This is a genomic window from Pseudomonas asturiensis, from assembly GCF_900143095.1.
GTDB classification, from domain to species: domain Bacteria; phylum Pseudomonadota; class Gammaproteobacteria; order Pseudomonadales; family Pseudomonadaceae; genus Aquipseudomonas; species Aquipseudomonas asturiensis.
This window is the reverse complement of the sequence record NZ_FRDA01000004.1, coordinates 130,317-155,201: the sequence shown is the minus strand read 5'-3', so window position 1 is coordinate 155,201 and position 24,885 is coordinate 130,317. Positions and strand designations below refer to the sequence as shown.

General features: G+C 59.3%; 28 protein-coding genes and 1 pseudogene. 16 read left to right on the top strand and 13 right to left on the bottom strand.

Annotation, left to right across the window (positions count from 1 at the left end):
* Nucleotides 1-5 precede the first annotated feature (5 nt).
* Both pncB and BUB69_RS08735 read right to left on the bottom strand, forming a co-directional pair.
* Complete coding sequence (pncB, locus tag BUB69_RS08740; RefSeq protein WP_024684760.1) at nucleotides 6-1,211, bottom strand: nicotinate phosphoribosyltransferase; 1,206 nt, start codon at nucleotides 1,209-1,211, stop codon at nucleotides 6-8.
* 16 nt (nucleotides 1,212-1,227) lie between these two features.
* On the bottom strand, nucleotides 1,228-1,869 hold the full coding sequence (locus BUB69_RS08735; protein WP_073164725.1) for a nicotinamidase: 642 nt from the start codon (nucleotides 1,867-1,869) through the stop codon (nucleotides 1,228-1,230).
* 197 nt (nucleotides 1,870-2,066) lie between these two features.
* On the opposite strand from BUB69_RS08735, the gene BUB69_RS08730 reads away from it, so the two are divergent.
* The 9 genes from BUB69_RS08730 to BUB69_RS08690 all read left to right on the top strand — a co-directional run bounded on the left by BUB69_RS08730 (nucleotide 2,067) and on the right by BUB69_RS08690 (nucleotide 8,306).
* Nucleotides 2,067-2,612, top strand: a complete 546-nt coding sequence (locus tag BUB69_RS08730) for an adenylyltransferase/cytidyltransferase family protein (RefSeq protein ID WP_073164722.1) — start codon at nucleotides 2,067-2,069, stop codon at nucleotides 2,610-2,612.
* 1 nt (nucleotide 2,613) lies between these two features.
* Nucleotides 2,614-3,327 (top strand): NUDIX hydrolase, encoded by a 714-nt coding sequence (locus BUB69_RS08725; RefSeq protein ID WP_073165652.1) that lies wholly within the window; start codon nucleotides 2,614-2,616, stop codon nucleotides 3,325-3,327.
* Nucleotides 3,328-3,362: 35 nt separating this feature from the next.
* Nucleotides 3,363-3,902, top strand: a complete 540-nt coding sequence (locus BUB69_RS08720) for an NUDIX hydrolase (protein WP_073164719.1) — start codon at nucleotides 3,363-3,365, stop codon at nucleotides 3,900-3,902.
* Nucleotides 3,903-3,939: 37 nt separating this feature from the next.
* Entirely contained in the window at nucleotides 3,940-5,478 is a 1,539-nt protein-coding gene (locus BUB69_RS08715) for a cryptochrome/photolyase family protein (protein WP_073164716.1), read from the top strand.
* Nucleotides 5,475-5,615, top strand: a complete 141-nt coding sequence (locus BUB69_RS08710; protein WP_073164713.1) for a DUF2256 domain-containing protein — start codon at nucleotides 5,475-5,477, stop codon at nucleotides 5,613-5,615. Before BUB69_RS08715 ends, BUB69_RS08710 begins: the two co-directional genes overlap by 4 nt.
* Before the next feature lie 86 nt (nucleotides 5,616-5,701).
* On the top strand, nucleotides 5,702-6,763 hold the full coding sequence (locus BUB69_RS08705) for an SDR family oxidoreductase (protein WP_073164709.1): 1,062 nt from the start codon (nucleotides 5,702-5,704) through the stop codon (nucleotides 6,761-6,763).
* 136 nt (nucleotides 6,764-6,899) lie between these two features.
* On the top strand, nucleotides 6,900-7,400 hold the full coding sequence (locus BUB69_RS08700) for a type VI secretion system amidase effector protein Tae4 (protein ID WP_073164706.1): 501 nt from the start codon (nucleotides 6,900-6,902) through the stop codon (nucleotides 7,398-7,400).
* Nucleotides 7,400-7,855 carry a type VI secretion system amidase immunity protein Tai4 gene (locus tag BUB69_RS08695; protein ID WP_084537068.1) on the top strand — a complete coding sequence of 152 codons (456 nt, stop codon included), beginning with the start codon at nucleotides 7,400-7,402 and terminating at the stop codon, nucleotides 7,853-7,855. The genes BUB69_RS08700 and BUB69_RS08695 overlap by 1 nt, the downstream gene beginning before the upstream one ends.
* 79 nt (nucleotides 7,856-7,934) lie before the next feature.
* Nucleotides 7,935-8,306 (top strand): hypothetical protein, encoded by a 372-nt coding sequence (locus BUB69_RS08690; RefSeq protein ID WP_073165644.1) that lies wholly within the window; start codon nucleotides 7,935-7,937, stop codon nucleotides 8,304-8,306.
* Nucleotides 8,307-8,328: 22 nt separating this feature from the next.
* Here the strand turns inward: BUB69_RS08690 and BUB69_RS08685 are convergent, their stop codons facing one another.
* On the bottom strand, nucleotides 8,329-8,907 hold the full coding sequence (locus BUB69_RS08685) for a CGNR zinc finger domain-containing protein (RefSeq protein ID WP_073164702.1): 579 nt from the start codon (nucleotides 8,905-8,907) through the stop codon (nucleotides 8,329-8,331).
* Nucleotides 8,908-9,315: 408 nt separating this feature from the next.
* On the opposite strand from BUB69_RS08685, the gene BUB69_RS08680 reads away from it, so the two are divergent.
* Both BUB69_RS08680 and BUB69_RS08675 read left to right on the top strand, forming a co-directional pair.
* On the top strand, nucleotides 9,316-9,744 hold the full coding sequence (locus BUB69_RS08680) for a DUF2231 domain-containing protein (protein WP_073164699.1): 429 nt from the start codon (nucleotides 9,316-9,318) through the stop codon (nucleotides 9,742-9,744).
* Nucleotides 9,741-11,033 (top strand): PQQ-dependent sugar dehydrogenase, encoded by a 1,293-nt coding sequence (locus BUB69_RS08675; protein ID WP_073164694.1) that lies wholly within the window; start codon nucleotides 9,741-9,743, stop codon nucleotides 11,031-11,033. The genes BUB69_RS08680 and BUB69_RS08675 overlap by 4 nt, the downstream gene beginning before the upstream one ends.
* Before the next feature lie 201 nt (nucleotides 11,034-11,234).
* On the opposite strand, the pseudogene BUB69_RS29555 reads toward BUB69_RS08675, so the two are convergent.
* The 3 genes and pseudogenes from BUB69_RS29555 to BUB69_RS08665 form a co-directional block, all read right to left on the bottom strand.
* Nucleotides 11,235-11,723: pseudogene (locus tag BUB69_RS29555) on the bottom strand (methyl-accepting chemotaxis protein); the annotation flags it as partial.
* A 30-nt stretch (nucleotides 11,724-11,753) separates the two neighbouring features.
* A complete protein-coding gene (locus BUB69_RS08670) occupies nucleotides 11,754-12,860 on the bottom strand; it encodes a methyl-accepting chemotaxis protein (RefSeq protein WP_425439356.1) in 1,107 nt (368 codons plus the stop codon).
* Between the two features lie 750 nt (nucleotides 12,861-13,610).
* Entirely contained in the window at nucleotides 13,611-14,369 is a 759-nt protein-coding gene (locus BUB69_RS08665; RefSeq protein WP_073164690.1) for an SDR family oxidoreductase, read from the bottom strand.
* 96 nt (nucleotides 14,370-14,465) lie between these two features.
* Between BUB69_RS08665 and BUB69_RS08660 the strand changes: the two genes are divergently transcribed.
* A complete protein-coding gene (locus tag BUB69_RS08660) occupies nucleotides 14,466-15,056 on the top strand; it encodes a TetR/AcrR family transcriptional regulator (RefSeq protein ID WP_175561674.1) in 591 nt (196 codons plus the stop codon).
* A 22-nt stretch (nucleotides 15,057-15,078) separates the two neighbouring features.
* Here BUB69_RS08660 and BUB69_RS08655 read toward each other — a convergent pair whose 3' ends face one another.
* Nucleotides 15,079-15,474, bottom strand: coding sequence for a DUF1330 domain-containing protein (locus tag BUB69_RS08655; protein ID WP_073164687.1), 396 nt, complete (start codon nucleotides 15,472-15,474; stop codon nucleotides 15,079-15,081).
* A 330-nt stretch (nucleotides 15,475-15,804) separates the two neighbouring features.
* Here BUB69_RS08655 and paoA point away from each other — a divergent pair, with 330 nt between their 5' ends.
* The 4 genes from paoA (at nucleotide 15,805) to BUB69_RS08635 (ending at nucleotide 20,648) form a co-directional block, all read left to right on the top strand.
* The gene (gene paoA, locus BUB69_RS08650) at nucleotides 15,805-16,470 is read left to right on the top strand and encodes an aldehyde dehydrogenase iron-sulfur subunit PaoA (protein WP_141121836.1); all 666 of its coding nucleotides are present in this window, start codon (nucleotides 15,805-15,807) and stop codon (nucleotides 16,468-16,470) included.
* Nucleotides 16,467-17,417 carry an FAD binding domain-containing protein gene (locus BUB69_RS08645; RefSeq protein WP_073164681.1) on the top strand — a complete coding sequence of 317 codons (951 nt, stop codon included), beginning with the start codon at nucleotides 16,467-16,469 and terminating at the stop codon, nucleotides 17,415-17,417. Before paoA ends, BUB69_RS08645 begins: the two co-directional genes overlap by 4 nt.
* Before the next feature lie 77 nt (nucleotides 17,418-17,494).
* Nucleotides 17,495-19,705 (top strand): aldehyde oxidoreductase molybdenum-binding subunit PaoC, encoded by a 2,211-nt coding sequence (gene paoC / locus BUB69_RS08640; RefSeq protein ID WP_073164678.1) that lies wholly within the window; start codon nucleotides 17,495-17,497, stop codon nucleotides 19,703-19,705.
* A gap of 28 nt (nucleotides 19,706-19,733) precedes the next feature.
* Nucleotides 19,734-20,648, top strand: coding sequence for a LysR family transcriptional regulator (locus BUB69_RS08635; RefSeq protein WP_073164675.1), 915 nt, complete (start codon nucleotides 19,734-19,736; stop codon nucleotides 20,646-20,648).
* Between the two features lie 5 nt (nucleotides 20,649-20,653).
* Here BUB69_RS08635 and BUB69_RS08630 read toward each other — a convergent pair whose 3' ends face one another.
* The 6 genes from BUB69_RS08630 to BUB69_RS08605 all read right to left on the bottom strand — a co-directional run bounded on the left by BUB69_RS08630 (nucleotide 20,654) and on the right by BUB69_RS08605 (nucleotide 24,774).
* The gene (locus BUB69_RS08630) at nucleotides 20,654-21,445 is read right to left on the bottom strand and encodes a carboxymuconolactone decarboxylase family protein (protein ID WP_073164672.1); all 792 of its coding nucleotides are present in this window, start codon (nucleotides 21,443-21,445) and stop codon (nucleotides 20,654-20,656) included.
* Nucleotides 21,442-21,933: a (R)-mandelonitrile lyase gene (locus BUB69_RS08625; RefSeq protein WP_163032225.1), complete on the bottom strand. Its 492-nt coding sequence runs from the start codon at nucleotides 21,931-21,933 to the stop codon at nucleotides 21,442-21,444. The genes BUB69_RS08630 and BUB69_RS08625 overlap by 4 nt, the downstream gene beginning before the upstream one ends.
* A 112-nt stretch (nucleotides 21,934-22,045) precedes the next feature.
* Nucleotides 22,046-23,077: an amidohydrolase family protein gene (locus tag BUB69_RS08620; protein ID WP_073164669.1), complete on the bottom strand. Its 1,032-nt coding sequence runs from the start codon at nucleotides 23,075-23,077 to the stop codon at nucleotides 22,046-22,048.
* A 27-nt stretch (nucleotides 23,078-23,104) separates the two neighbouring features.
* Nucleotides 23,105-23,800 carry a type 1 glutamine amidotransferase domain-containing protein gene (locus BUB69_RS08615; RefSeq protein ID WP_073164666.1) on the bottom strand — a complete coding sequence of 232 codons (696 nt, stop codon included), beginning with the start codon at nucleotides 23,798-23,800 and terminating at the stop codon, nucleotides 23,105-23,107.
* A gap of 69 nt (nucleotides 23,801-23,869) precedes the next feature.
* The gene (locus BUB69_RS08610) at nucleotides 23,870-24,169 is read right to left on the bottom strand and encodes a superoxide dismutase (RefSeq protein ID WP_073164664.1); all 300 of its coding nucleotides are present in this window, start codon (nucleotides 24,167-24,169) and stop codon (nucleotides 23,870-23,872) included.
* Between the two features lie 32 nt (nucleotides 24,170-24,201).
* Nucleotides 24,202-24,774, bottom strand: a complete 573-nt coding sequence (locus BUB69_RS08605) for a flavodoxin family protein (protein ID WP_217654462.1) — start codon at nucleotides 24,772-24,774, stop codon at nucleotides 24,202-24,204.
* Nucleotides 24,775-24,885: the final 111 nt, after the last annotated feature.

The window sequence follows — 24,885 nt, the reverse complement described above, 5'->3', positions numbered from 1 at the left end:
TTGCCTTACTCCTTAACCTGAAAAACCTGCTTGAGGTACGACAGAAATTCGGGCGACTCGCACTGGCTCTTGCCGGGCGCATCGGAGATTTTGGCCACGGGCTGACCCTGGCAGTTGACCATCTTCATCACGATGCTGAGCGGCTTCACGCCCTCGACGCCATTGGTGAGGTCCGTGCCGATGCCGAACGACACGTTGATGCGACCTCGAAAGTGACGCAGGATCCGCAGCGCCTTGTCGCCCAGATTCAGGCCGTCGCTGAAGATCAACGTCTTGGTTTGCGGGTCGATGCGCAGTGATTCGTAGTGCGCAATCATGCGGTCGCCCCACACCAGCGGGTCACCCGAATCGTGACGGCAGCCGTCGAACAACTTGGCGTAGTACGAATCGAAGTCACGCAGGAACGCGTCCTGATTGATGCAGTCCGCCAGCGTCAGTCCAGGATCACCGCGATACTCCTTGATCCAGCCATCCAGCGCCGCCTTCTGGCTGTCGACCAGGCGTGGCCCCAGTTGCTGATGCGCCTGAAACCATTCGTGAGCCTGTGTGCCCACGGCGCGAATATCGAATTCGCGGGCCAGTTGAATATTGCTGGTGCCGACGAACTCACCGGGAAAGTCCCGCATCATGGTGCGTACAACTTCTTCCTGAGCCAGGTACGAAATCCGGCGACGGGTGCCGAAGTCAGCGACCTTGAACGCGGCCAGTTCTTCAGTCGTGGCGTTGGCCTTGAGCCAGTCGAACTTCTTGTAGAGGCTTTCACGCACCTGTTCCAGAGACAGATCCGGGTAGACGTGACGGTTACGAATCTCGCTGACAATGGCCAGAATCTTGACCTCGAAAGGCGAGACACCCACCCACGGGCCACGGGCACGAATTTCCAGCTGTCCGTCCTTCTCGCCGACTTTGACGAAGCGCGGCTTGAGGCGGAAGTCCTCCAGATAGTCGATGTAATCGGTACTGATGTAGGGAATCCCGCGCAGGTGACGCAGCATGTCCTGACTGCTTTCCAGCTCTTGAAGCTGATCGACCGCCTCGCGAATGTCATTGATGTAGGGCGTCAGATCATCCTGGGAGCGAACCCGCAGTGCCCATTCGGTATCGGCGCTGGGATAGGCGTGGTAGATCGCCTGCCCCATCGACAGCTTGTACATGTCGTCGTCAGTCGGCGAACGCACAATCGGTTTGCTGAAGTCGTAAACACTTTCCATGTCTGTCTCCCAGGCCTCAGGCCAGTTCGGTCAATTCTTGAGGGGTGTTCGCAATCAGGATTCCGGCCTGCGCCATGTCGGCCAGCGCCGCCCGCGAACCCTCCTCACTGATACCCCGGCACGCAGGCACATACAGCACCACGATGAATCCGGCTTTGGCCAACTGCAGGGCGGTGGTCTTGACGCAGAAGTCCAGAGCCAGACCGCCGACGATCACGCGCTCGATCCCGTTGGCCTTCAGGTACTCGATAACGCCGGTAGACATTTTTTCATCCAGATCATGCCAAACCGCGCCGTAGGGATGCAGATCCGGCTCTACGCCTTTCCAGACGAAGTAGTCGTAGTCGAGTGGTTGAGGCAGCACATCCAACAGCTTGAAGCCTTCGGTACCCGGTACGCAGTGGCTCACCCAAGTCAGGTCGGCGTGCTTGAGCCCGGTTGGCTTGAGCATCCCGTCATGAGTCTCGACGACCCAAGGCGCATTGACGGCGTGAGCATCCTTGCTGCCCAGACGCAGACGGGCAAGCGTTGCCATGAAGTTGAGTGCTTCACCGATCTGATCCCCGCCGCTGACAGGCAGCTCATCAGGGCACAGCGGCGTGAAGCTCTTTTGAGCGTCGACATCGAACGAAGCAGTCTTGATGGTGTTGGCATTCATGATGTGTTCCTCGTTTGCATGACCATAAAGTACATCTGATGTACTTTATGGTCAACGCTAATTTCAGCTTATTTTCAATTCCGCTTTTACCTTTGAATTTTTTGGGCCTAACGGCAACAGGCAGGCGGATACGGAAGGCAAAGGTCTCTTGACCAATAAGTACATCTGACGTACTTTTTAGGCAAAGGAGAAACGCCATGCACGAAATCGCGATCTATGGTGGAGCATTCAACCCACCGCACGCCGGCCATGCCAATGTCATGATTCACGCGTCCAGACAGGCAAGGCGTACCCTCGTGGTGCCGTCTTACCGGCACCCGTATGGCAAGGTCATGGTCGACTACGAGCTTCGTCTCCAGTGGCTGCACCTGATCACCGATCAGATTCGCCGCCAGTGCAGCGGCGCACTTTCAGTCAGCGACATCGAGCGTGAACTCTTCAGTCAGAACCCCGGCCCTGTCTACAGTTTCAACCTGCTGACCTGCATCGCGGAACGCACAGGCTTGTCGCCCAAGCGCATTGCCCTGGTGGTGGGTCAGGACGTGGCCGACGCCCTGCCCGGCTTCTACCTGGGCCCGGAGCTGCTTGAAACGTTCTCGATCATCACAGTGCCTGAGCAGGTTGGCGTACGCAGTACCGCGTTGCGCAAACAGTTGCTGGAGGGCGCCCCGCTGCCGGCGCACTGGATTGCGCCGGGCCTGGATCCGGTAAACTACGCGATTTATGCATCAGGTGCCGTTTGATATGAGCCAGACCGACTCCCCCTCTCCGTCGAAGATGGACTATCTGCATACCATCGACCTGGTGGTCCTGCGCTACTGCCGCAAAACCCGAGGGCTTGAGGTTTTGCTGCACAGGCGCCCCGGCGAACCTTATGCAGAGAGCTGGGCGCTGCCGGGTCTGGTGCTCAATGGCGATGTGCGGGATGTATCGATGGACGATGGGGTCAAGCGCCTGATCGACTCGGAAAAAATCGGCATCACACTCGGCTACATCGAGCAGGTCGGCACCGTCGGCAATGCGTTTCGCGACCCCAGATGCTGGTCGTCTTCCACCTTCTACCTCGCGATTCTGGATCAGGAGGCCGTCTTGAACGAGCGTCAGAAATTCGTGCCGCTTCAAGCCCTGCTGAGCCGCGAAAGCCTGCTGCCCTTCGACCACAACGAGCTGGTCGACCAGGCCGCTGAACGCTTGTACTCGAAATCACTCTACTCAAGCCTGCCGCTCCTGTTTCTGGGCAACGAGTTCAGCGCACCAGAGGCGACTGCGATCTATTCCGTAGCGCTGAGCCGGCCTGTGCTCAAGTCCAGCATGCGCCAGCGGCTGCTCAAGTTGACGGAAGAAGGCTTCATCAGGGAGACCGGACGCAAGAAATCCGGTGAAGGCATCAAGGCGCAGGCTACCGTCGAGAACCTCAAGCCCGGCAAAATTTTCTATTTCGACCGTTCGTTTGCCTGAACGGAAAGACCGATGAGCCAGCCAAGGAAATGCCCATGAACGCCAACACCAAAGCGCCTGTTGTCACTACCCTGTTGAGCACCCGATTCTTTGACGTCATTGACGTCAATGACGGAACCCGCCCGGAAGGGCAAGGCTACAAGATCATCAGAGAGCCCAGGCCGGTCAATGGCGTGGTGGTCGTTCCCGTGCTGCCCGACGGGCGCCTGGTGCTGGCCTCGCTGATGCGCCGTGCCATTGGTCAGATGTCCATCGAATTTCCGCGCGGCAAGATCGACGATGATGAAACGCCTGCCGAAGCGGCCGTGCGCGAGCTGCTTGAGGAAACCGGCATGGTCGCCTTGCAGACCATCGAGATCGGCAAGCTGCACAGCAACACGTCTTTGCTGTCGAGCGCGGTGTCCGTCTGCATCGTCGAGGTCTCGGGTGACGTCAGCGGTGAAACCGATGGCGAAGTCGACAAGATCATGATCAAAACCCGCCAAGACGTTCAGCACATGATTCTCAGGGGTGAGATCACCGACGGCCACACCCTGTCAGCCTTGACCCTGCTGAGCTGCCACGAAGACACCTGATGACCTGTTCAGCGCTGCATTTCCGGATACTGTCTTGATGAAAACACCGCACCGTCTGTGCCTTGTCCTCGGCGACCAGCTGTCTTTCGACCTGGCCTCGCTGCAGGCGCTGAATGCCGAGCGAGACACTGTGCTGCTGGTCGAGGTGATGGAGGAAGCCAGCCATGTGCCCCACCACCCGCAAAAGATCATCCTGATCTTCAGCGCCATGCGACATTTCGCCGAAGCGCTGCGCCAGCGCGGCTATGAGGTGCAGTACGTCACCCTTGATGACCCTGAAAACACAGGCTCGGTCCCCGGCGAGTTGCAACGCTGGCAATCACGGCTGCAGCCTGACGAACTGCACCTGACCGAGTGCGGCGACTGGCGGCTGGAGCAATCGATCAAGGACAGCGGCTTGCCGATCCAGTGGCACGCTGACCGTCGTTTTCTGTGTTCGCGAGGCGAATTTTCGTCCTGGGCTCAGGGCAAGAAACAGCTGCGCATGGAGTTCTTCTACCGGGAAATGCGCCGCAAAAGCGGGCTGCTGCTCAATGGCGATGGCACGCCGGTCGGTGGCGCCTGGAACTTCGATGCTGAAAACCGCAAGGCGCTGCCCAAAGGTGTCACGGCACCCTACCCTGCACGCTTTTCGCCAGACCCCGTCACCCGGCAGATCATTGCGCTGGTGAAAGAACGCTTCTCCAGCCACTACGGCTCGGTGGACAGCTTCGACTACCCGGTCACTCACGCGGATGCACAGGCGCTCTGGGACTATTTTCTGGATTTCGGCCTGGCCGCGTTCGGCGATTATCAGGACGCGATGGCCAGCAACGAGCCGTTTCTGTTCCATGCGCGCATCAGCGCTGCCCTCAACATCGGCCTGCTGGATCTGCGCCAGTTGTGCAGCGATGTGGAAACCGCATACCGGTCGGGGCGCATTGCCCTGAACGCAGCCGAAGGCTTCATTCGTCAGCTGATTGGCTGGCGCGAATACGTGCGCGGCGTCTACTGGTTGAGGATGCCGGAATACGCCAGCGGCAACCTGTTCGGCAACACCCGGGCGCTTCCAGCGTTCTACTGGACCGGCGACACCCAGATGAACTGCATGCGCCAGGCCATCGGCCAGAGCCTGGAATATGCCTACGCCCATCACATTCAACGGCTGATGGTAACCGGCAATTTCGCCCTGCTCGCCGGCATTGCGCCGACCCAGATCTGTGAATGGTACCTGGCGATCTATATGGACGCCTTCGACTGGGTCGAACTGCCCAACACCCTGGGCATGGTCATGCACGCCGACGGCGGTTATCTGGGTTCCAAACCTTACTGCGCCAGCGGTCAGTACATCAAACGCATGTCGGATTACTGTCGCGGCTGCGCCTACAAGGTCAGCGAAAGTACCGGCGAGGATGCGTGCCCGTTCAACGCGCTGTACTGGCATTTTCTGATGCGACACGGCGAACTTTTGCGTGGCAATCAACGCTTGGGCATGGTCTACAAAAATCTCGACCGCATGACCGACGCGAAGCTGGATGCCCTCTGGGATCGCGGCCAGACACTGCTTGCCAGGCTGGACGCCGGAGAATCGCTGTGAAAAAGAGCGAGCTTCCCGTCAAGACCTGCGTGGTGTGCGGACTGCCGTTCAACTGGCGTAAAAAATGGGCACGTTGCTGGGACGAAGTTCGCTATTGCTCGGAGCGGTGTCGTCGGCATAAGACCCGGCCTCAATAGACGGACTGACGGCGATCAGATTGAACCGTCTGGTACAAAATGGTTCTGAACCTGCGTGACTGTTCATTCACTCCAAGGAGAACCCTATGACCCAGACCGCCCTGGTTGTTGGCGCAAGTGGCATTGTCGGCAGCGCAATCACGCAGTTGTTGCTGGAACATGACTGGCAGGTTGCAGCCCTCTCCCGCAGTCCCTCTTCAGTACCCGGTGTGATTCCCGTGGCTGCCGATCTTCAGGACCCGGCGTCGCTGAATGCCGCGCTGGCTGATCTCAAGCCCACTCACGTGTTCATCACCACCTGGTCACGCCAGGCCACCGAAGCTGAAAACATTCGCGTCAACGCCGCGATGGTGCGCAACGTGCTGGACGCCGTTCGGCCCGCCAAGAGCGTGCAACATGTGGCGCTGGTGACCGGCCTCAAGCATTACCTCGGCCCGTTCGAAGCCTATGGCAAAGGCACATTGCCACAGACGCCGTTCCGGGAAACCCAGCCGCGTCTGGACATCGAGAACTTCTATTACGCGCAGGAAGATGAAGTCTTCGCAGCGGCCAAAAAAGACGGCTTCACATGGAGCGTTCACCGTCCCCACACCGTGACAGGTGTGGCGGTCGGCAACGCGATGAACATGGCCACCACACTGGCCGTCTACGCAACGATCTGTAAAACCACAGGCCGTCCATTCGTGTTCCCCGGCTCGCGCGTTCAGTGGGACAGCCTGACCGACATGACCGACGCGCGCCAGCTTGCCCGGCAACAGTTGTGGGCAGCGACCACGCCTGAAGCAGCCAATCAGGCTTTCAACATCACCAACGGCGACGTGTTCCGCTGGAGCTGGATGTGGGGCCAGATCGCCGACTACTTCGGCCTGCAGGCCGCAGACTTCCCCGGGCAGCCCGCGCCACTGGAAGAGCAGATGGCTGGCGATCAGAAGGCGTGGACCGACATCGTCAACACGCATCAGCTCAAGGAAGGCGATATCAATCGTCTGATTTCACCCTGGCACACCGACGCCGACCTGGGTCGCCCGATTGAAGTCGTCACCGACATGTCGAAAAGCCGCAAGCTGGGCTTTAGCGCCTTCAAGGCAAGCGACGATGCGTTTTTCGAGGTGTTCGAGAAGTTGCGTCGTGAGAGGCTGATTCCTTAAGCCGTGGCCCTGAATCGACACCGGCCGGCCTGACTGTCCGGTGTCATACCCTGGTAGCTCGCTGCCAGTATCGTCAGCCATTAAACGGAATATTAAACTGCCGCTACCACCAACCTTACGGCATCAAGGATGAAACATGATTCGACCTTCGTTCTCTAGCGCGTGGGCAGCTTCACAGCGGATATACGACGCTCAAAATCCTTCCGGGAAAGTTGCGACTGTCATTGGCGGCACTGTCGCGATGAACGTCAACAGTCGGGACCCTAACGTCAGATGGGTCAATACCTGTGCCGTTCGCATGAGTTACATCCTTAATTATTCAGGCTCGCTCATACCGCGCATCGCGGGAGAGACCGTGTCAGGTGCAGACAAGCGTTGGTATTTTTTTCGCGTCAAAAACCTCATTGCCTACCTGGAGCGGCAGTGGGGAGAAGCCGAGACCGTTAAATACCCCGCAGCCGATGGCGGTCCATTGGCAGGCAAGAAAGGGCTGATCCTGTTTGAAGTGTCCGGCTGGTCGGACGCTCAAGGACACGCCACCCTGTTTGACGGCAGCAACTGCTATGACCACTGCTACTTCAATGAGCCAGGCGTTAACTATCAGACCGACCGTGCGAACTTCTGGAGCCTGCGTTAATGAAACTCCCGACCGCAGTTGTGGCACTGGTCATCGCGGCCGCGCCTTTTATCAGCCAGGCCAAGGATGACCCGGTCCAGTCCCCGCAAGCAGGCGGACGCACCTATGCCCAGAACTACAAGGACATGGTGCTGGCTGACTGCATTGCCACCGCTTATAAAGACGAACCGCAAGCGGCCAAGGACGCCGGAAGCAGCGCCAGTGCCCTCATGGACTGGACTTACTTTGATCTGGAAAAAGCGCCGACCGCCGGCAAGCCTTTGATCGACCGTTTTCTGGCGAGGGATTACCGAAATCCGCTGGTTGAGTCAGAGGTCAAGAATGTCCGTTTTGAGCTGCTCAAGTGTCTGGACCTTTATCACAGCAAGGAGCTGGACAGCCAGGTCAAGCAGTTGGTGATCAAACCGCAGCACACCTACCGCCAGGACAATCCGCCGAAAGCTGTAAAAAACTGATCCTGCCATGCAGGCAGCGGCTGAGGCGTTCACTACGCAAGCGACCTGGGCGGTCAAACTCGGAATTAACGGGAAAGCCATGAAAATTCGTCTAGCTGCCGTCTTCATCCTGCTGAACACCAGCGCCTTCGCCGCCCCATCCAGTGTGGACCTGCCCAGTTGCAACCTGACCGAGCAGCGCGCACTGGATGGCCAGAACGGCGGTAGCGTGACCGACAGGAATCAGGCGCATATCGCCCTGCGGGCCAATATTCTGCAGGCCGATATCGGCACCTCGCGCAAGGCCAGGCACTTGTCGCAGAAGCAGGCTGACGAACTCTTCCAGCGCATTGAAAAGATCCGCTCCGACAGCACGGGATTCGTGAAAACGCAGGGCTTTCTCAGCGCGGGTGAGCGGGCCAGTTACGATCGTGAGCTGGATACGATTGCGGGCCAGGTCTGCAAGCGCTGAGTCAGCGCTCTGCCCTCGCGCTTCACTTTCCGGCCTCCTGCCGGCGCTTGCGGAACTCGGCCACCTTATGCCGATTGCCACACAGCGCCATGCTGCACCAGCGTCGTTTGTGCGATTTGGTGCGGTCGTAGAACATGAGTGAACACTCATGGCTTTCACATTTGCGCAGCAGCGTCAGGTCGCCTTCGGCCAACAACTGCGCGGCCCCATACGCGAGCTCGCCCAGCACCCGATCTGTCGCACTCGGCTGACAGAAACGCTCCAGCGTCGGGACTTTTGACGGCTCCCATACCAGTTGTGGGACAGCCCGAAGCAGAAAGGCATTGAGCCCTGAAGGATCCGCCGCACGGTTCTCCAGACGCGCCTGAACCAGTTGTTCAATACTGTCGCGCAGTGCTGTCAGTTCGTCGAGCAAGCCTTGATCGCCCACGTCATGCCCCAGACCAACCTGCTCAAGCCAACGGACAGCCGCTTCGTGGCTATTCAACAGATCACGCTTTTGCCCATCTATCATCATCCGGGTATTGAGCAGATCAAGCGCCGGGTGATCGGCCAGCACCAGTGGAGCCGGGAGATCGACGTTAGCTTCTGGGGTCGTCATGAATGTGCTCCTGAAAGGTCGGCGGCCATTGTAACCCATAAAAACAACTTGAACAGTTACCAGACGCCGCACAGGATTGAGTCATGTCCCCCTGAAGCAACGCGGTTTTGCGGTTGCGAGCCTGCTCGCGAAGGCTGTGCTCAAAACACCGCATGTTTAATGACGGTAAGAGCCTCTTTATACCCCAAGGTCATCCTTCAATCCGCAGCCAGCGCCGCCGAGGGCTCTGCCACAAGGCTGACGCCCTTTTACCGCGTGTTTACGCTTCCCACACATTTGGACATGAAAACTCACTGAACTATCGCTTTAGCGGCACGATCCTTTCCTATGCGCAGTCAATGCGACCCCGGCGGCCAGTGCATTCGTGCTGTGCCTTGGCCCAGGGTTGCTGAACGATAAGGAGCCGCTATGACCGTTACCGCCCACCCTGCTTACCGAAGGACACCAGGCCCGCTTCACGCGATTCTGCTGGCCGGAACCGTGCCGCTGTTTCTGGGCGCATTGTTGAGTGACATCGCCTACTACCAAACCTTTCAGATCCAGTGGGCCAATTTCGCCTCCTGGCTGATCGCCGGAGCCCTGGTGTTCTGCGGTTTTGCGCTGTTGTTCGCGCTGATCAATCTGGTCCGCGCGGACCACAAGGCCGGCCGCCCGGTCATGTACTTACTGCTGTTGCTGGTCACTTGGGTGCTGGGACTGGTCAATGCCTTCGAACATGCCAAGGATGCCTGGGCTGTCATGCCTTCGGGCCTGGTGCTTTCAGTCATCGTAACCCTGCTGGCCCTCGTGGCCGCCTGGATCGGACTGACCAACCTGCGTTCGGGAGACGAGCAATGAGACCTCAAATCGCACTGACAGCCTTGAGTATGGCGCTGCTGCTGAGCGCCTGTGGTGGCGAACCGGACAGCACACAGGCACGTGGCCCGGACCCTAAACTGCCCGAGCCGCAACGTGGCCTGTTGCCGAGCATGAAGATCGCCGAGCCCGTCGCCTGGGGCGATCAGAAACCGACAGTGCCTGAAGGGTTCAACGTCACCGCCATCGCGACTGACCTGCGCATCCCCCGCCAGACACTGGTCCTGCCCAACGGCGACATCATTGTGGCGGAAGGTCGCGGCGGCAGCGCTGCCAAGCTCAAGCCCAAGGATGTCATCGCCAGCGTGATCAAGGCCGAGGGCAATACCAAGGTCAAAGGCGGCAACCGCCTCACACTGCTGCGTGACGCCGATGGCGACGGCACTTACGAAATGAAGACCGTGTTTGCCGAAAACCTCAACGCGCCTTACGGCCTGGCGTTTGCCGACGGCAAGTTGTACGTCGCCAATCAGGACGCGCTGGTGCGCTTCGATTATCAGGACGGCCAGACCCAGGCCAGTGGCGCGCCCACCAAAGTCGCCGACCTGCCTTCCGCCATCAACCACCACTGGACGAAGGCGCTGACCATCAGCCCTGACGGCCGCTTCCTCTACGTCGGCATCGGCTCGAACAGTAACGTCACCGAACGCGGCATGGAGGTCGAGATCGACCGGGCAATGGTGTGGCAGATCGATGCCGCAACCGGAGCTCACAAACCTTACGCCACCGGGATCCGCAATCCGACAGCGCTGACCATCCAGCCAGAAACCGGACAACTGTGGGCGGTCGTCAACGAGCGTGACGAACTGGGCCCGGATCTGGTGCCTGACTACCTGAGTTCAGTGAAGGAAGGCGGCTTCTATGGCTGGCCTTACAGCTACTGGGGTCAGAATGTCGACACCCGCGCCCAGCCGCAGAATCCGGAAAAAGTCGCCGCCGCGATCAAACCGGATTACAGCCTTGGCTCACACGTTGCAGCACTGGGCGTGGATTTCTCCATCCCGCAGATGGGCGACACGTTCGCCAATGGCGTCTTCGTTGGCGAGCACGGCAGCTGGAACCGCGACAACCCTGTGGGTTACAAAGTGATCTTCGTGCCGTTCAGTAACGGCAAGCCGTCAGGTGAGCCGCTGGACTTCGCAACGGGCTTTCGTGGCGAGGATGGCAAGACCCGCGGCCGCCCTGTTGGCGTAACGGTCGACCCCAAAGGCGCGCTGATCATTGCCGATGACCTGGCCAACACTGTGTGGCGAGTGACTCGTAATCAGTGAGGCCGAAGCCTCTTTGATTGCATGAACAGCGGTCATGAGCACTGACAGTTGATGACGTCGGTCGGCAATCGAGCTTTTAAAAGCAGTTGTCGACCGAATGTTCTGACGACTCTTGTACCGCAAACACACTGCTCCGGCGCATGGCGCTCCAGTGCTTGTCATCCATCACGATGACCGTCGGGATTCGCCTCGGCGTCAGTGTTAAAACTTGAAGTTCCCGACCAGGCGATTCAGCTCAACCGCAAGGTTGTCCATTTCGCCGCATGCGCTGGCCGTTTGACTGGAGGCCGCCGCGCTCTGGGTCGACAACTCACGAATAGCGGTCAGGTTTCGATCGGCCTCTCGTGCAACCTGTGCCTGTTCCTCGGACGCTGTAGCAATCTGCGAATTGCTTTCGTTAATCAGGGTAATTGCCTCAACGATCTGTTTAAGAGAGGCATCCGCGCTTTGAGCGACGCCGATTGCACGGGTGGCCATCTCCGAACTCACATTCATCGCAGTCACCGCGTTCGTGGAATCGCCCTGGATAGCAGAGATCATTTGTTCTATCTCAAGCGTGGACTGTTGAGTTCGGTGTGCCAACGCACGGACCTCATCAGCCACCACGGCAAATCCACGCCCCTGCTCACCGGCCCGCGCAGCTTCAATCGCCGCGTTGAGCGCGAGCAGATTGGTTTGCTCGGCGATAGCTCGAATGACTTCCACCACTTTGCTGATGTCCTAGGCTCTGGTGGACAACGCTTTGACCTGAGTACCTGTCTCAACAACGTTTCCGGCGAGTCCCTCGATGGCCTTCAAGGTCTGGGCCACGTTTTCTATTCCACTCAGCGTGTACGTCATCGTCTGGCGTGATGTATTGGAGGCCGCTTCGGCATTGCGAGCCACTTCATCCACCGCCGCCGTCATTTCAGTCACCGCCGTTGCAGCCTGACCGACTTCATCATTCTGACGGACCAGGCCTTTGCTGGCGGTTTCAGTCACCGCTGTCATTTCTTCCGAAGCAGAGGCCAGTTGTGTCGATGAGTCAGAAATACGAGAGATAGTATTACGCAGCTTGACTTGCATTTTCTCCAGGGCAACCAGGAGCCTGCCAGCCTCATCGCGCCCGCTGGGATGAATGTCTTCAGACAAGTCGCCCACTGCAATTCGCTCCGCTATCGCCAAGGCTTCACGGGTTGGCGATATCACACTTCTAATGAGCAGAATGGCCAATACCAGGGTCAACACCGCAACGGCCACAATCAAACCTACAACCGTCCAGAAACCGTGAGTATAAATAGCGGATGCCGACAACCCGGCCTGCCTTGCACCTTCGTCGTTATAGAGGGTGAGTGCGTTTATTTTCTCCCCCAGCGTGTTGGTCAGAGGCCGAATATTAGTATTAATCAGTAATAGCGCCCCGGCATTGTCATCCGCATGAAGCAGACGTTCAAAGACATCCAGTTGTTTTGAGTAATTATCCGCCTCCGTTTTAACAGCCAGGTACAAACGGCGTTCCTCATCACTGGCAATCAGCGGTTCATATTGAGCAACGGCGTCGTCAAGTTTACGTCGAAACACATCAAACTGAGCGACTGTCTCTTGCCTGAGCTTTTCATCTGACGTGGTCACGGCCCTGAGGCTTTCCAGGCACAGACGTAGCACACCGGAATTCATGAGACCGGTCTGTCGAATGCTCGCCATCCAGTTCAACTCGACGTCCTGTTCCACGTCGCGCAGCTTTCCCATTTGTTGTATGGCGATGATTCCGAGCGCGATTACAATAGAGATGATCAATGAAAAGAACATCGCAGACCGTGGTGCCAAATTCATATTTCGAATGTTCATGATGGGACCTTTTTATATTTATTAATGAGAAACACTCACCCTCAGGGCATTGTATTTACTCGTCGAACAGTAGACTCCAGCGCCATCAGCCTTGCGTATAACGCCCCGCGGTCAACACTGTTTCATCCGGCGTTCCCTAACGATGCATCGCGTCAACTGCAAATAAAAACATGATCAAAAGAGCGCTTCAGCCAAACCGGGAAGGCGTGATAACTTTTCTCATTATCATCAGCTTCTCAATACGCACCCAAGAAGGTGCCTACACCAACAAGCAGATAACTGGCCAAGTGATATCGCTCTAATTTTATGAACGTGAAATTTTTGTAAAAATTTGTTGAACGAGTGTTCAACAAAAAATAAGACTTTAGTCGGGCACGTTAATAAGCGAGCTAACCATAATGCAAGCAAACTAACGAAACTTATTGAGCCGGGCGGACCATAACGCTCATCTCAAAAGTGATCCAGACACCAGGCATCTGCAAGAAAGGCATTGTCACTGCGAGAGGCTATAGGAGCTGTCACGGCCCAGGCGGCGTGACGCATGATGGGTGATGCGTGCGCCAGGCAAGCGCCGCGAATGATGGCAAGACCTATAACTGCCCGGTCGGCGTGGCGATCGCCTTTTGCAATACGCTGATCATTACGCACGACCTGGCCGACGCTGTTGAGCGAATAGGCGTCGGGGCGTCGAGCCGCTTAAGGTCAAGCGGCTTGAAGCCCTGTATCGCTCACAAACTTTTTAAACTGCGCTTATTCAGCGTGAGGCTTGATCCCTGCAAGCATCGTCAGCATGGCGTCAGACGAGCCATTCGCTTCAGCGAACCGCAGCCCCTTGGCACGTTCGACAATAAGCTCGGACGGTGTTGGCGTGATCTCAAGCAGCGCGAATACCTCGTCCAGAAAGGCTTCCAGAGGCATTGAGCGCTCGTCGTTTTCCTGGCCGAGCAGCGACGTGCGTACGCCCGGTGGTGCGAGCTCAATCACTTCTACCGACGAATCGGCCAGCTGCACGCGCAGACTTTGCGTAAACGAATGCACAGCCGCTTTGGTTGCACTGTAGGTCGGCGTCGCGGGCAACGGTACGAACCCCAATGCCGAGCTGACGTTGATGATGGTCGCATGAGGCCGCTTGAGCAACCGGGGCGTCAACGCATACACCATCCGGATGGTGCCGAGCAGGTTGGTGGTCACAAGGTCTTCAGCTGTGCCGAGATAAGCCGGGTCAGTCAGGTCCTCCCAGTGCATGATGCCTGCGCAGTTGATCAGCACGTTGAGGTCGGGGTGACTGCTCGCCAGTACGTCGGTGGCGTGTTGAATCGACTCTGGATCGCTGACGTCCAGCAACACTGAATCGATGCCTGGATGTTGCGATGTGATGGTGTCGAGTAGCGACTTGCGTCGCCCGGCGACGATCACCTTGTTGCCTGCCTTGTGGAGTCTGAGCGCCAGCCCCAGACCAATGCCTGAAGTGCTGCCTGTGACCAGAATCGTGTTACCCGTGCCGTTCATAGTAAACTCCGTCATCACTTCAAACGGACATATGTCCGCTTTAGCAAGCTACCGGACAGCTGTCCGCTTGGCAATACAGAATCAAGGTACTCATGCATGAGTGACAATGCAGCAATGCGTTCCGACGCCAGGAAGAACCGTGAGCGAATACTGAAGGTAGCAGTGGCTGAGCTGACGCTGGATCCGGAGGTCGCTCTCAGTGTCATCGCCAAAAAAGCCGCCGTAGGACAAGGCACTTTCTATCGGCATTTCGCCAATCGGGAGGATCTGGTATTCGAGGTCTATCAGTTCGAGATGCAACAAGTGGCGTCGTTGGCGGAGCACTACCTGGCCGACCGACCGCCTGAGCAGGCCCTGCGCGACTGGATGAACAGCCTGGCCGAATACGCGATGACCAAGGCAGGTCTCGCTACCGCCATACGTCAGGCCGCCACCACTCACGAGTTCCCGGGCAAGTGCGGGTACACGCCGGTCCGCGACGCTGCTGAGCGCCTGCTGCGAGCCAACGATGAGGCCGGGACGATTCGTGCGGGCGTTACCACTGACGATTTCTTTCTGGCGATTGCCGGGATCTGGCAGATCGACTCCCAGAGCGAATGGCGCACGCGTCTGGCCCGACTGATGGACCTGGTCATGAGCGGACTGTGCGCAGAAAGCCCCCGCAGCCTTGCGCAAAAAGACGCGTGAAGCGTCTCTTCCGTTCGCGCCGTTATCGAGTCTCCACGCCCTCGATCAGGTAAACGTCTGTTTTGGCTGAACGCTGGCGAATTTTTCTCAGTTCGGTGTATTCGGCCGAGTTGTACCAGGCCTGGGCCTTTTCTACGCTGGCGAACTCGATGACCACACGCCGACGTGCAGGCGCGGCGCCTTCCAGCGGGAGGATCTTGCCGCCACGCACGATGAAATGCCCACCATAGGGCTTAAAGGTGGACTCCACCTGCGCACTGTAAGGCTTCATACCCTCGGGGTCTGTCACTTCGAACTCAGCGACATAGTAGGCCGGTGACGATGAAGCAGGTGCGTCTGCCGCAACCACGATCGAATGAGCAATCGTGTAAAACGCAAAGCCTGCCAGTGCCGCTGTCATCAGTTTCATGTTCTTCATCAGTGATGTTCCCCTCGCCATTGCCACGCGATTCCTGACCGCACCTCATGCTACAGCGACACGCCCTCAAGAATGAATCAGATAACTGTCGTGACGCTGAAGCCCCTCGCTGAATATCCCTGTTCGTTGACACGTGTGGACGGCCAAAGCCCCGGTTTACGGGACACTTCAACGCACATCCCTCGGCATTAATGAGCGCAGCTCACAGGTGCATCCTGAATAAACGCATTATCAGTCTCCCGTCTATCCCATAGCCTCATGCCCGGATCAGGCTTTTTTAAAACCCAACGAAGAAGGTGGGTGCACCCAGACGCGTGAAAGGAGATGTTGATGAACCCTCGAACCCCCTCCGCAGAAGGACTCAGGCTGTCCCGACGTCAGGTTCTGATCGGTACGGCCGGATCGGCCATGACTGCAGCGCTGGCGTCGACCGAAATCGCGCAGGCGGCTGATGCCTCCAGCACCGGGTCCGCCGAAGCGCCTGCCAGCAGCCACGTGACGTTCACCCTGAACGGCAGACGCCACAGCCTGGATGTCGACAACCGCACCACGCTTCTGGATGTTCTGCGCGAACGCCTGCACCTGACGGGCACCAAGAAAGGTTGCGATCACGGGCAATGCGGAGCCTGCACGGTGATTATCGAAGGGCGACGGATCAATGCCTGTCTGACGCTGGCCGTCATGCATGAAGGCGACACCATCACCACCATCGAAGGTCTGGGCACGCCCGAGCGCCTTCATTCGATGCAGTCCGCGTTCGTGAAACATGACGGGTATCAATGCGGCTACTGCACACCCGGCCAGATCTGCTCGGCGGTCGCCATGCTCGATGAAATCAAGGCGGGTATTCCGAGCCATGTCACCCAGGACCTGAACGCTCCGCTGATCGCCTCCACCGAGGAGATGCGCGAGCGCATGAGCGGCAATATCTGCCGCTGCGGTGCCTACTCCAACATCATCGAGGCGATTCAGGAAGTCGCGGGAGAGTCGGCATGAAGTCGTTCACCTATGAGCGTGCGAGCTCGGCAGAACAGGCCGTTGCAGCTGCAGCCAAACACCCCGGTGCGAAGTTCATCGCAGGCGGCACCAACCTGCTGGACCTGATGAAACTGGAAATCGAAACACCGCAGCATTTGATCGACGTCAACGGCCTGGGCTTCGACACGATCACCCGAACCGCGGACGGCGGCCTGCGGATAGGCGCGCTGGTTCGCAACACGGATCTGGCGGCAGCGCCCGACGTGCGCCGCGACTATGGCGTGCTCTCTCGATCACTGCTTGCCGGCGCTTCCGGCCAATTGCGCAACAAGGCGACGACGGCAGGCAACCTGCTGCAACGTACGCGTTGCGCCTATTTCTACGATCCCCATCAACCTTGCAACAAACGTCGTCCCGGTGCTGGTTGCGCGGCGCTGGGCGGGGTCAGTCGCCAGCAAGCGATCATCGGTGTCAGCACGTCCTGCATCGCCAGTCATCCGAGCGACATGGCGGTCGGCATGCGCGTGCTGGGGGCCACGGTGGAAACCCTTGGGCCTGATGGAGGGGTTCGCAGCTTTCCCGTCGAGGCGCTGTACAAGCCGCCGGGCGACACGCCGCATCTGGAAAACACCTTGATGCCGGGCGAGCTGATCACCGCCGTCACGCTGCCCAGGCCGGTGGGCGGCAAACAGCTTTACTACAAGGTTCGTGATCGCGCGTCCTACGCGTTTGCATTGATCTCTGTGGCGGTAATCGTCCAGCCGGACAAGACCGGCCAGGTCGCGCTGGGTGGCGTCGCGTATACGCCCTGGCGCAGCGAGGCAGCCGACGTATTGATGCCGCAGGGTGCCAGTGCCGTGGCAGCCCGACTGCTGGCCAACGCGCAGCCGACACCGCAAAACGCGTTCAAAGTGAAACTGGCCGAACGCACCCTCAAGCTGGCGCTGACGCAAGCCTTCGCCTGAGTGAAATTGCTCGTCACCCAGCCATATCAACCGGCACGAGCTGCTGATGTCAGTCCGCTTGATCAGGAACCCAGACCATGAAATTTGACACGCCTGCCAGCACCAATCCCATCGATCAGCTCAACGTGATCGGCAAGCCTGCAGACCGTATCGACGGCAAGCTGAAAACCACCGGAACCGCGACCTACGCCTACGAACAGAATGCGGCGGTGACCAACCCGGCGTACGGCTATGTGGTCGGCGCAGCCATTGGCAAAGGGCGGATTTCGTCGATCGATTCAAGCGAGGCGCGCAAGGCATCTGGCGTGATTGCGATTGTCACGCATGAAAATGCGGGCAAGCTCGACCGCGGCGAGTTTTACGTCGCACGCGCGTTGGCCGGGCCTCAGGTGGATCACTATCACCAGGCCGTCGCTATCGTGGTCGCCGAGACTTTCGAGCAGGCGCGCGCTGCGTCAGCACTGCTTCGCGTGTTCTACGTTCGAGAAAACGGGTCGTTCGAACTGGCCGCGACGCTGGACTCGGCCAAAACACCACCGCCCGCTGGCTTCGGCCCGCCACCACAGACGAGCATCGGCGATTTCGACGGCGCGTTCAGCGCAGCGGCCGTCAAGGTCGATGGCCGCTACTCCACGCCTGACCATGCCCACGCCATGATGGAACCCCACGCTACCATCGCTCAGTGGAACGGCAGCAAACTGACGCTCTGGACCTCCATCCAGCAGATCAACTGGGGCGTGCGCGACCTGGCCAAAACGCTGGGGATCCGCAAGGAAGATATCCACTTGCTATCGCCCTACATCGGCGGCGGATTCGGCGGCAAAGGCACCATTCTGTGTGACGCGGTACTGGCCTCACTGGCGGCGCGCGCGGCCAGACGTCCGGTCAAGGTCGCCCTGCCCCGTCCGCTGATGTTCAACAACCTCACCCACCGACCGGCGACCATCCAGCGGATCCGTATCGGTGCGGACAAGGACGGCACCATCACTGCAATAGGCCACGAAAGCTGGTCAGGCAACCTGCCAGGCGGCAGACCGGAAGCGGCAACGGCCTCGACCCGCGGGCTGTATGCAGGTGCTCACCGGATGACCCGCCTGAATCTGTCTGTGCTGGACCTGGCCGAAGGCAGTGCGATGCGTGCGCCGGGTGAAGCACCGGGAATGATGGCGCTGGAAATCGCCATGGATGAACTGGCCGAGAAACTCGGCATCGACCCCGTGAAGTTCCGCGTCATGAACGACACCCAGGTCGACCCGGAACAACCCAAACGCCCCTTTTCCAGACGCCAGCTTGTGGAGTGTCTGAACACCGGCGCCGAACATTTCGGCTGGAGCCAGCGCAACCCGGTACCCGGTAAGGCATTGCATGATGGCTGGCTGATCGGTATCGGCGTGGCCTCGGCGATCCGTGGCGCGCCCACGACCAAATCCGCTGCGCGGGTAAGGCTCAATCGCCAGGGCATCGTGACGGTCGAGACCGACATGACCGACATCGGAACCGGCACCTACACCATCATCGCCCAGACGGCAGCCGAGATGATGGGCGTGGACCTTGAGCAGGTAGTTGTGAATCTGGGTGATTCACGGTTTCCGGAATCGTCTGGCTCGGGTGGCCAATGGGGGGCGGCCTCTTCAACGGCGGGCGTTTATGCGGCCTGCGTGAAGCTTCGCGAAGCGGTGGCCCGAAAACTGGGGATTGATCCGCTGAAGGCCAGGTTCGCCGATGGCAACGTGCACGAAGGCGACACCCATGTGCCCTTGGCGCACGCCGCAAGGGACGGCGAGATTCAAGCCGAGGACTTCATGGAATACGGCACGCTGGCCAAGGACTATGCTCAGCAGACGTTCGGCGCGCACTTCGTCGAAGTCGGCGTCAACGCGGCGACGGGCGAGGTGCGTATTCGCCGCCAATTGGCGGTGTGCGCAGCGGGCAGAATCCTCAACCCCAAGACCGCCCGCAGCCAGATCATCGGCGGGATGACCATGGGCGCAGGTGCTGCACTGATGGAGGACATGGTGGTGGATCATCGCCTGGGGTTCTTCGTCAATCACGACCTCGCGGGCTATGAAGTGCCCGTGCATGCCGACATCCCGCATCAGGAGGTGATCTTTCTGGACGAAGTGGATATCTACGCAACCCCTCTGAAAGCCAAGGGGGTCGGCGAGCTGGGTATTTCCGGCGCCGCGGCGGCGATTGCCAATGCCATCTACAACGCAACCGGCGTTCGGGTAAGGGATTACCCGATTACACTGGATAAACTCATCGACCACCTGCCCGACACCCTTTGATTTCTCACGACCGCCTACGGAGCCTTGAATGCAACTGAGCCGCGCGAACCTGGCAGACATCGTTTATTTTCTCGCCATTGCGCGACATCAGAGCTTCAGCCGCGCAGCCCTTGAAGTCGGCATCAGCGCATCGGCCCTCAGTCACGCGATGAAAGGACTTGAAGCGCGTCTCGGTGTTCGACTGTTGAACCGCACCACGCGCAGCGTGACGCTGACGGTGGCAGGTGAGGAACTGCAGGGGTTGATCAGCGAGCCCGTCAACGACATCGGGCAGGCGCTGGAAGCGTTGAATCGTCTGCGTGACGAGCCCGCAGGAAGGATCCGGCTGAATGTCCTGAGCGATGGAGCAGAGTTGCTGCTGGGGCCGGTTCTGCCGGTCTTCATCGAACGCTATCCGGACATTGAAATCGACCTGACCGTGACCAATAAAATGGTCGACGTGATCGGTGACGGGCATGACGCCGGCATCCGCTTTGGTGGCACCGTCCCGGAAGACATGATCGCCCAGCGACTCTCACCCGATGTGGCCTCGGCGGTGGTTGGCACGCCGGAGTACCTGAAGCGTTTTGGCACGCCGAAGCATCCCGAGGACCTGAAGCAACATCGCTGCCTGCGTATTCGCCTGGGCAACGCCCGGCTCTACGACTGGCAGTTCATAAAAAAGGGGCAGGTGCTGGAAGTTGAAGTGCCTGGCACCATCACGATTGATGAAACCCGCATCGGTGTCGCGCTGGTGACCCGGGGTGCGGGCTTGATGTACGTGCCCGCTGCGATTGTCGCGCCCTACATCGCAGCGGGGTCATTGCAGCGCGTGCTGGAAGACTGGACACACGTGGATCCGGGCTTTCACGCGTACTATTCAAGCTTCAGGCAGGTGCCCGTCGGGCTGCGTCTGCTCATCGACCTCATTCGCGAGCTCGAACCCATGGGCCCCCTGCGCTGACCGCCCTAACCCTCCTGACGCTTGCTGAATACATCCTTGAACACGGGCACCGCTGAAAACGTGTTGGGCCAGCCCGCATAAAAGGCCAACTGCGTGAGCATTTCGGACGCCTCGCTCTGTTTCAGACCGTTGTCCATGGCGCGGTTGAGGTGAAAGGTCACCTGTGCAACCTGACCATTGGCAACCAGGGAGCTGACCGTAATCAGGCTGCGATCTCTGGGTGCCAGACCCGGCCGCAGCCAGAGATCACGGAACAGTGCCTTGGTCGTGTATTCCACAAGGCCCGGTGCAACGGGGCCGACGTTGTTGTCTACCTGAGCGACACGCGCCTGCTCAGCGGCCTCATCGAGGGGCAGCCGTGCGGGGGAAACCGGCGCCAGTTGATCGACACCAATGCTGCGCCCGGCAAACACCTCTTTGGCAATCAGAAGGGTCGCCGTGGCATTGCCCCAGCCCGAGTAATAGGCCAGATGATTGATGGTTTCCGAAAGCTCCAGCGGCGTGACGCCGTTGTCCAGTGCCCGGTTGAAATGGTATGCCATCTCGACCGTCTGCCCTCGCGAAATCAACACCGCAAGCGTCACCAGGCTTCTGTCGCGCGGGGACAGACCGGGACGTTTCCAGACCTCGCCCAACAGCAACGAATCGGTGTTATGAGCCAATGCCGGGGACACGGCTCGGGCGTCTTCGGGCGTGGGAACCGCAGGTAAACTCATGGTCATGGATCCTTTTTCTGTGGTGGCACAGGCGCTGAGCAGAACTGCGAACGTCGAGAAAGCCAGTTTGCCAGCGGTCATTGCGCGGCCTCGTATTGCGCGTCAGTCACGGCCTCCAGCCACTCGACATTCTTGCCGTCCTCCGTCTCCTGAATGGCCATGTGCGTCATGCCGGTGGTGGAGGTTGCGCCATGCCAGTGCTTGACGCCCGGCGGGGTCCAGATCACATCGCCCGGCCTGATAGCCTGTTTCTCGCCACCTGCCTGCTGAATCCAGCCTGTGCCGGACGTCACGACCAGGGTCTGCCCCAGTGGATGGGTGTGCCACATGGAGCGGGCACCGGGTTGGAACGTGACGTAGCCTGCGGACACCCGCGAGGGCGAACGGGCAGGAAACAGAGGATCGATACGCGCAGCCCCGACAAAATTGGCGGGTGCGCCCATGATCGACGCCTGTTCTCCGTTCCTGACGATGCTCATGGCCGCGCCGCTGGCAGCGTCGGCAGCGTTTGCGGCCAACGGTGACATCAGCATCGAGGCCAGGGTCGACAACGCGGCGAGTGTTCTCATCGGTAAGCTCCTGCTAACGGGTAATTGCCACTCACGTTAGTGGACAGCTGCCCTGAGGACTACCGGGCTCCTGTCTCTTGAACCGATGAGCAGCGCTCATCAATCCATGGGTTCAAAGCCTGAGCAGTCTTTCGGCGTTGCCGTGGGCAATCAGGGCCTTGTCGGCATCACTGACCGGCAGGCTGTCGATGAACGCGCGAGCGCCATCAAGGCTCTGATACGGGTAATCGATGGAGTACAGGATGCGCTCCGCCCCCATCACCGAATGAATGAACTGGAAATGCGGCAGCGTCAGCATGCCGCTCGGCGAGACGTAGACATGTTCGCGGTAGGTCTGAACGATGGGCCGCTCAAGCCCCGAAGCCTCCTGAGGGATCGAGTCTTCCAGGCGCTGCAGAAAGAACGGCACCATCTCGCCCCAATGCCCGCTGATGACCTGCAAGGCCGGGTAGCGATCAAACACACCGGAGAGCAGCATGCGTACCACCTGAATACCCGCTTCGTTGTGCCATCCCCAGGCGAACATGGACAGCCGGGCGCCAAGTTCACGCTCCAACCCACCGTAGTAAGGGGCCTGCACCCCAGGCAACGGCAGACCGGGATGAACATACAGCGGCACCCGCAGCTCGTTGAGCGCAGCGAGAATCGACGCGTAGCGAAGGTTGTCCAGAAACGTATCGCCGGGCCGACCGTTGATCAGCGCGCCCTTGAAGCCTAGCTCCCTGACCGCCCTCTCCAGCTCGCGCGCTGCGGCCTCCGGTGCCTGCCAGGGCAGCGTAGCGAACCCGGCAAAACGCTGGGGATGCGCATGCGCGGCTTCGGCAAGCCTGTCGTTGGCAGCCCGGCACAGCTCAATGGCTTGCGCAGAACGCAACAGCTGAGGAAACCCGCCATAGGACAGCACCTGCATGCTGATGCCCGCGCCGTCCATATCGCTCAGGCGCGCTGCGCCCATGTCCAGTGCCTTGCGTGCAGAGTCCTGAGGCGCAATGACGTGTGGTCGGCCCGGGTCCACACGCTGGCTGCCGTCGATAACGCGACTTCCCCAGTCAGCCAGATAAGGCGCAGTGCTCAGCGCCAATGCCTGCGCAGCCTTGCCGATGGCCGGGTCGAGCACATGCTCTTCGACACAAATCAGTTTCATGCGACTTCTCCCGTTACAGACCTGCACTCATGCCAGCAACGCGTCACGCAGCGCCTCACCCAGGCTCGACGCCGATTGAGGGTTCTGGCCGGTAATGAGCCGACCGTCCACCACGACATTATCGGCCCAGTTGGCAGCAGGCTGATGCAACGCGCCGCGCGCGTTGAGCGTCGTCGCGAGCAGAAACGGCATGACGTCAACGGACTGCACCGCCTCTTCCTCATCGTCCGTGAAGGCAGCCAGGCGCTTGCCCGCAACCAATAGACGCCCATCAGCGGCGCACGCGTTGACCAGTGCGGCCGGGCCGTGGCACACCGCCGAGACAATTCCGCCTGCCGCATCGATCTCGCGGATGGCCTTCTGCACAGCCGCATTGTCCGGAAAATCCCACATCGTGCCGTGACCACCGGCGAAGAAAATCGCCGAGTAGCGCGAAGGGTCTACCTGGTCCATAGCCAACGTGTTCGCCAATGCATGTCGAAAGTCGGCATCGGCCCAGAAGCGGGCAATCACTGGATCGCTCATGTCCTCCAGGCCGTCCAGCGGTGCCGCACCACCTTTGATAGAGGCCAGTTCCACGCGAATGCCAGCGGCCTGCAGTTTCTCCCACGGATGCGTGACTTCTGCCAGGTTGAAGCCTGTGGGAAGGCCGGTCTCACCTTTGACAGCATTACTGGTAACGACGAAAAGCACCGGCTTGAGCTCGGAAGCTTGCTTGGTCATGGTCTGATGCCCTTGATTCGAGAAAGGATTGGCGCTCACAGCGCAGGGAGTGATGGCGCGATGTGATCGTCAGGCGTTGCCAGGCGCGAACAGCATTTCCCAGTTCGCAAACGGACCCAGCGGGATGATCTCCCAATCGATGAGTCCGGCCTGGGCCAGCGGAAATTCGCGCAGCGCTGCTCTGGCCGCCTCCACCGATTCGCACTCGGCAATCAGGGCGACGCCAGGACGATCCTGGCGAAAATAAAAATCGCGCACGACACCATTCTTGTAGAGCTGCCAGGCATGACGGGCTTCGTCGAGCATGTGCGGCTCGTATTTTTCCAGGGTAGCGCCGGGTTGGGGGATATCGAGACAAAGCAGTTTCATGTCGAGAGACTCACTGTTCAAAGAGGGTGAGATCAGGCGATCTTCAACCGACCCACGGTTTCAGCCACGCGCTGCCCGAGATAGGCCGCGGTTTGCAGATCACTTTCGAGGGGGGTTTCGTCTGGTCCCTGGTCGCCGTTGGACTGAGCCATTGCGCCCAGCCAGCTGCCCAGGCGGTTCAAGTCCTGTTCGCTGCCATGACTGTTGTCGTTGCCAGGCTTCAGGTCGAGGCCGACCCACAACATGCCGTGCTGCGCAGCGAAAAGCGCCATCGATATCAAGGAGTGGAGTTTGTCGCCGCTCTGCGCCCCAGAGTTGGTAAACCCCGCAGCCACCTTGTTACGCCACTTGAAGTCGTTCCAGACGCGTCCGGTGGAGTCCTCACAAAATTGCTTGAAACGCGCGCTGGGCGCACCGTTGTAGGTGGGTGAACCAAAGATGATGGCATCGCTTGCTTCCAGCACATCCCAAGGCATCGGTTGCTCGGAAACTGAAACCAGCCGCGCTTCGACGCCTTCAACCCGCCGCACGCCTTCAGCCACGCTCGATGCTTGCCTGGCGGTATGGCCCCATCCGCTGTCATAGACAATAGAAACCCGCATGATTTTTCCTTCTGACACTCCAGAGAAGGAAGACACTCGCAGCGCTAACGCGCAGAACTGTCTCCATCCGGGAACCATTACCCGGATGTGCAAACTGTATAGTAGAATTTAAAT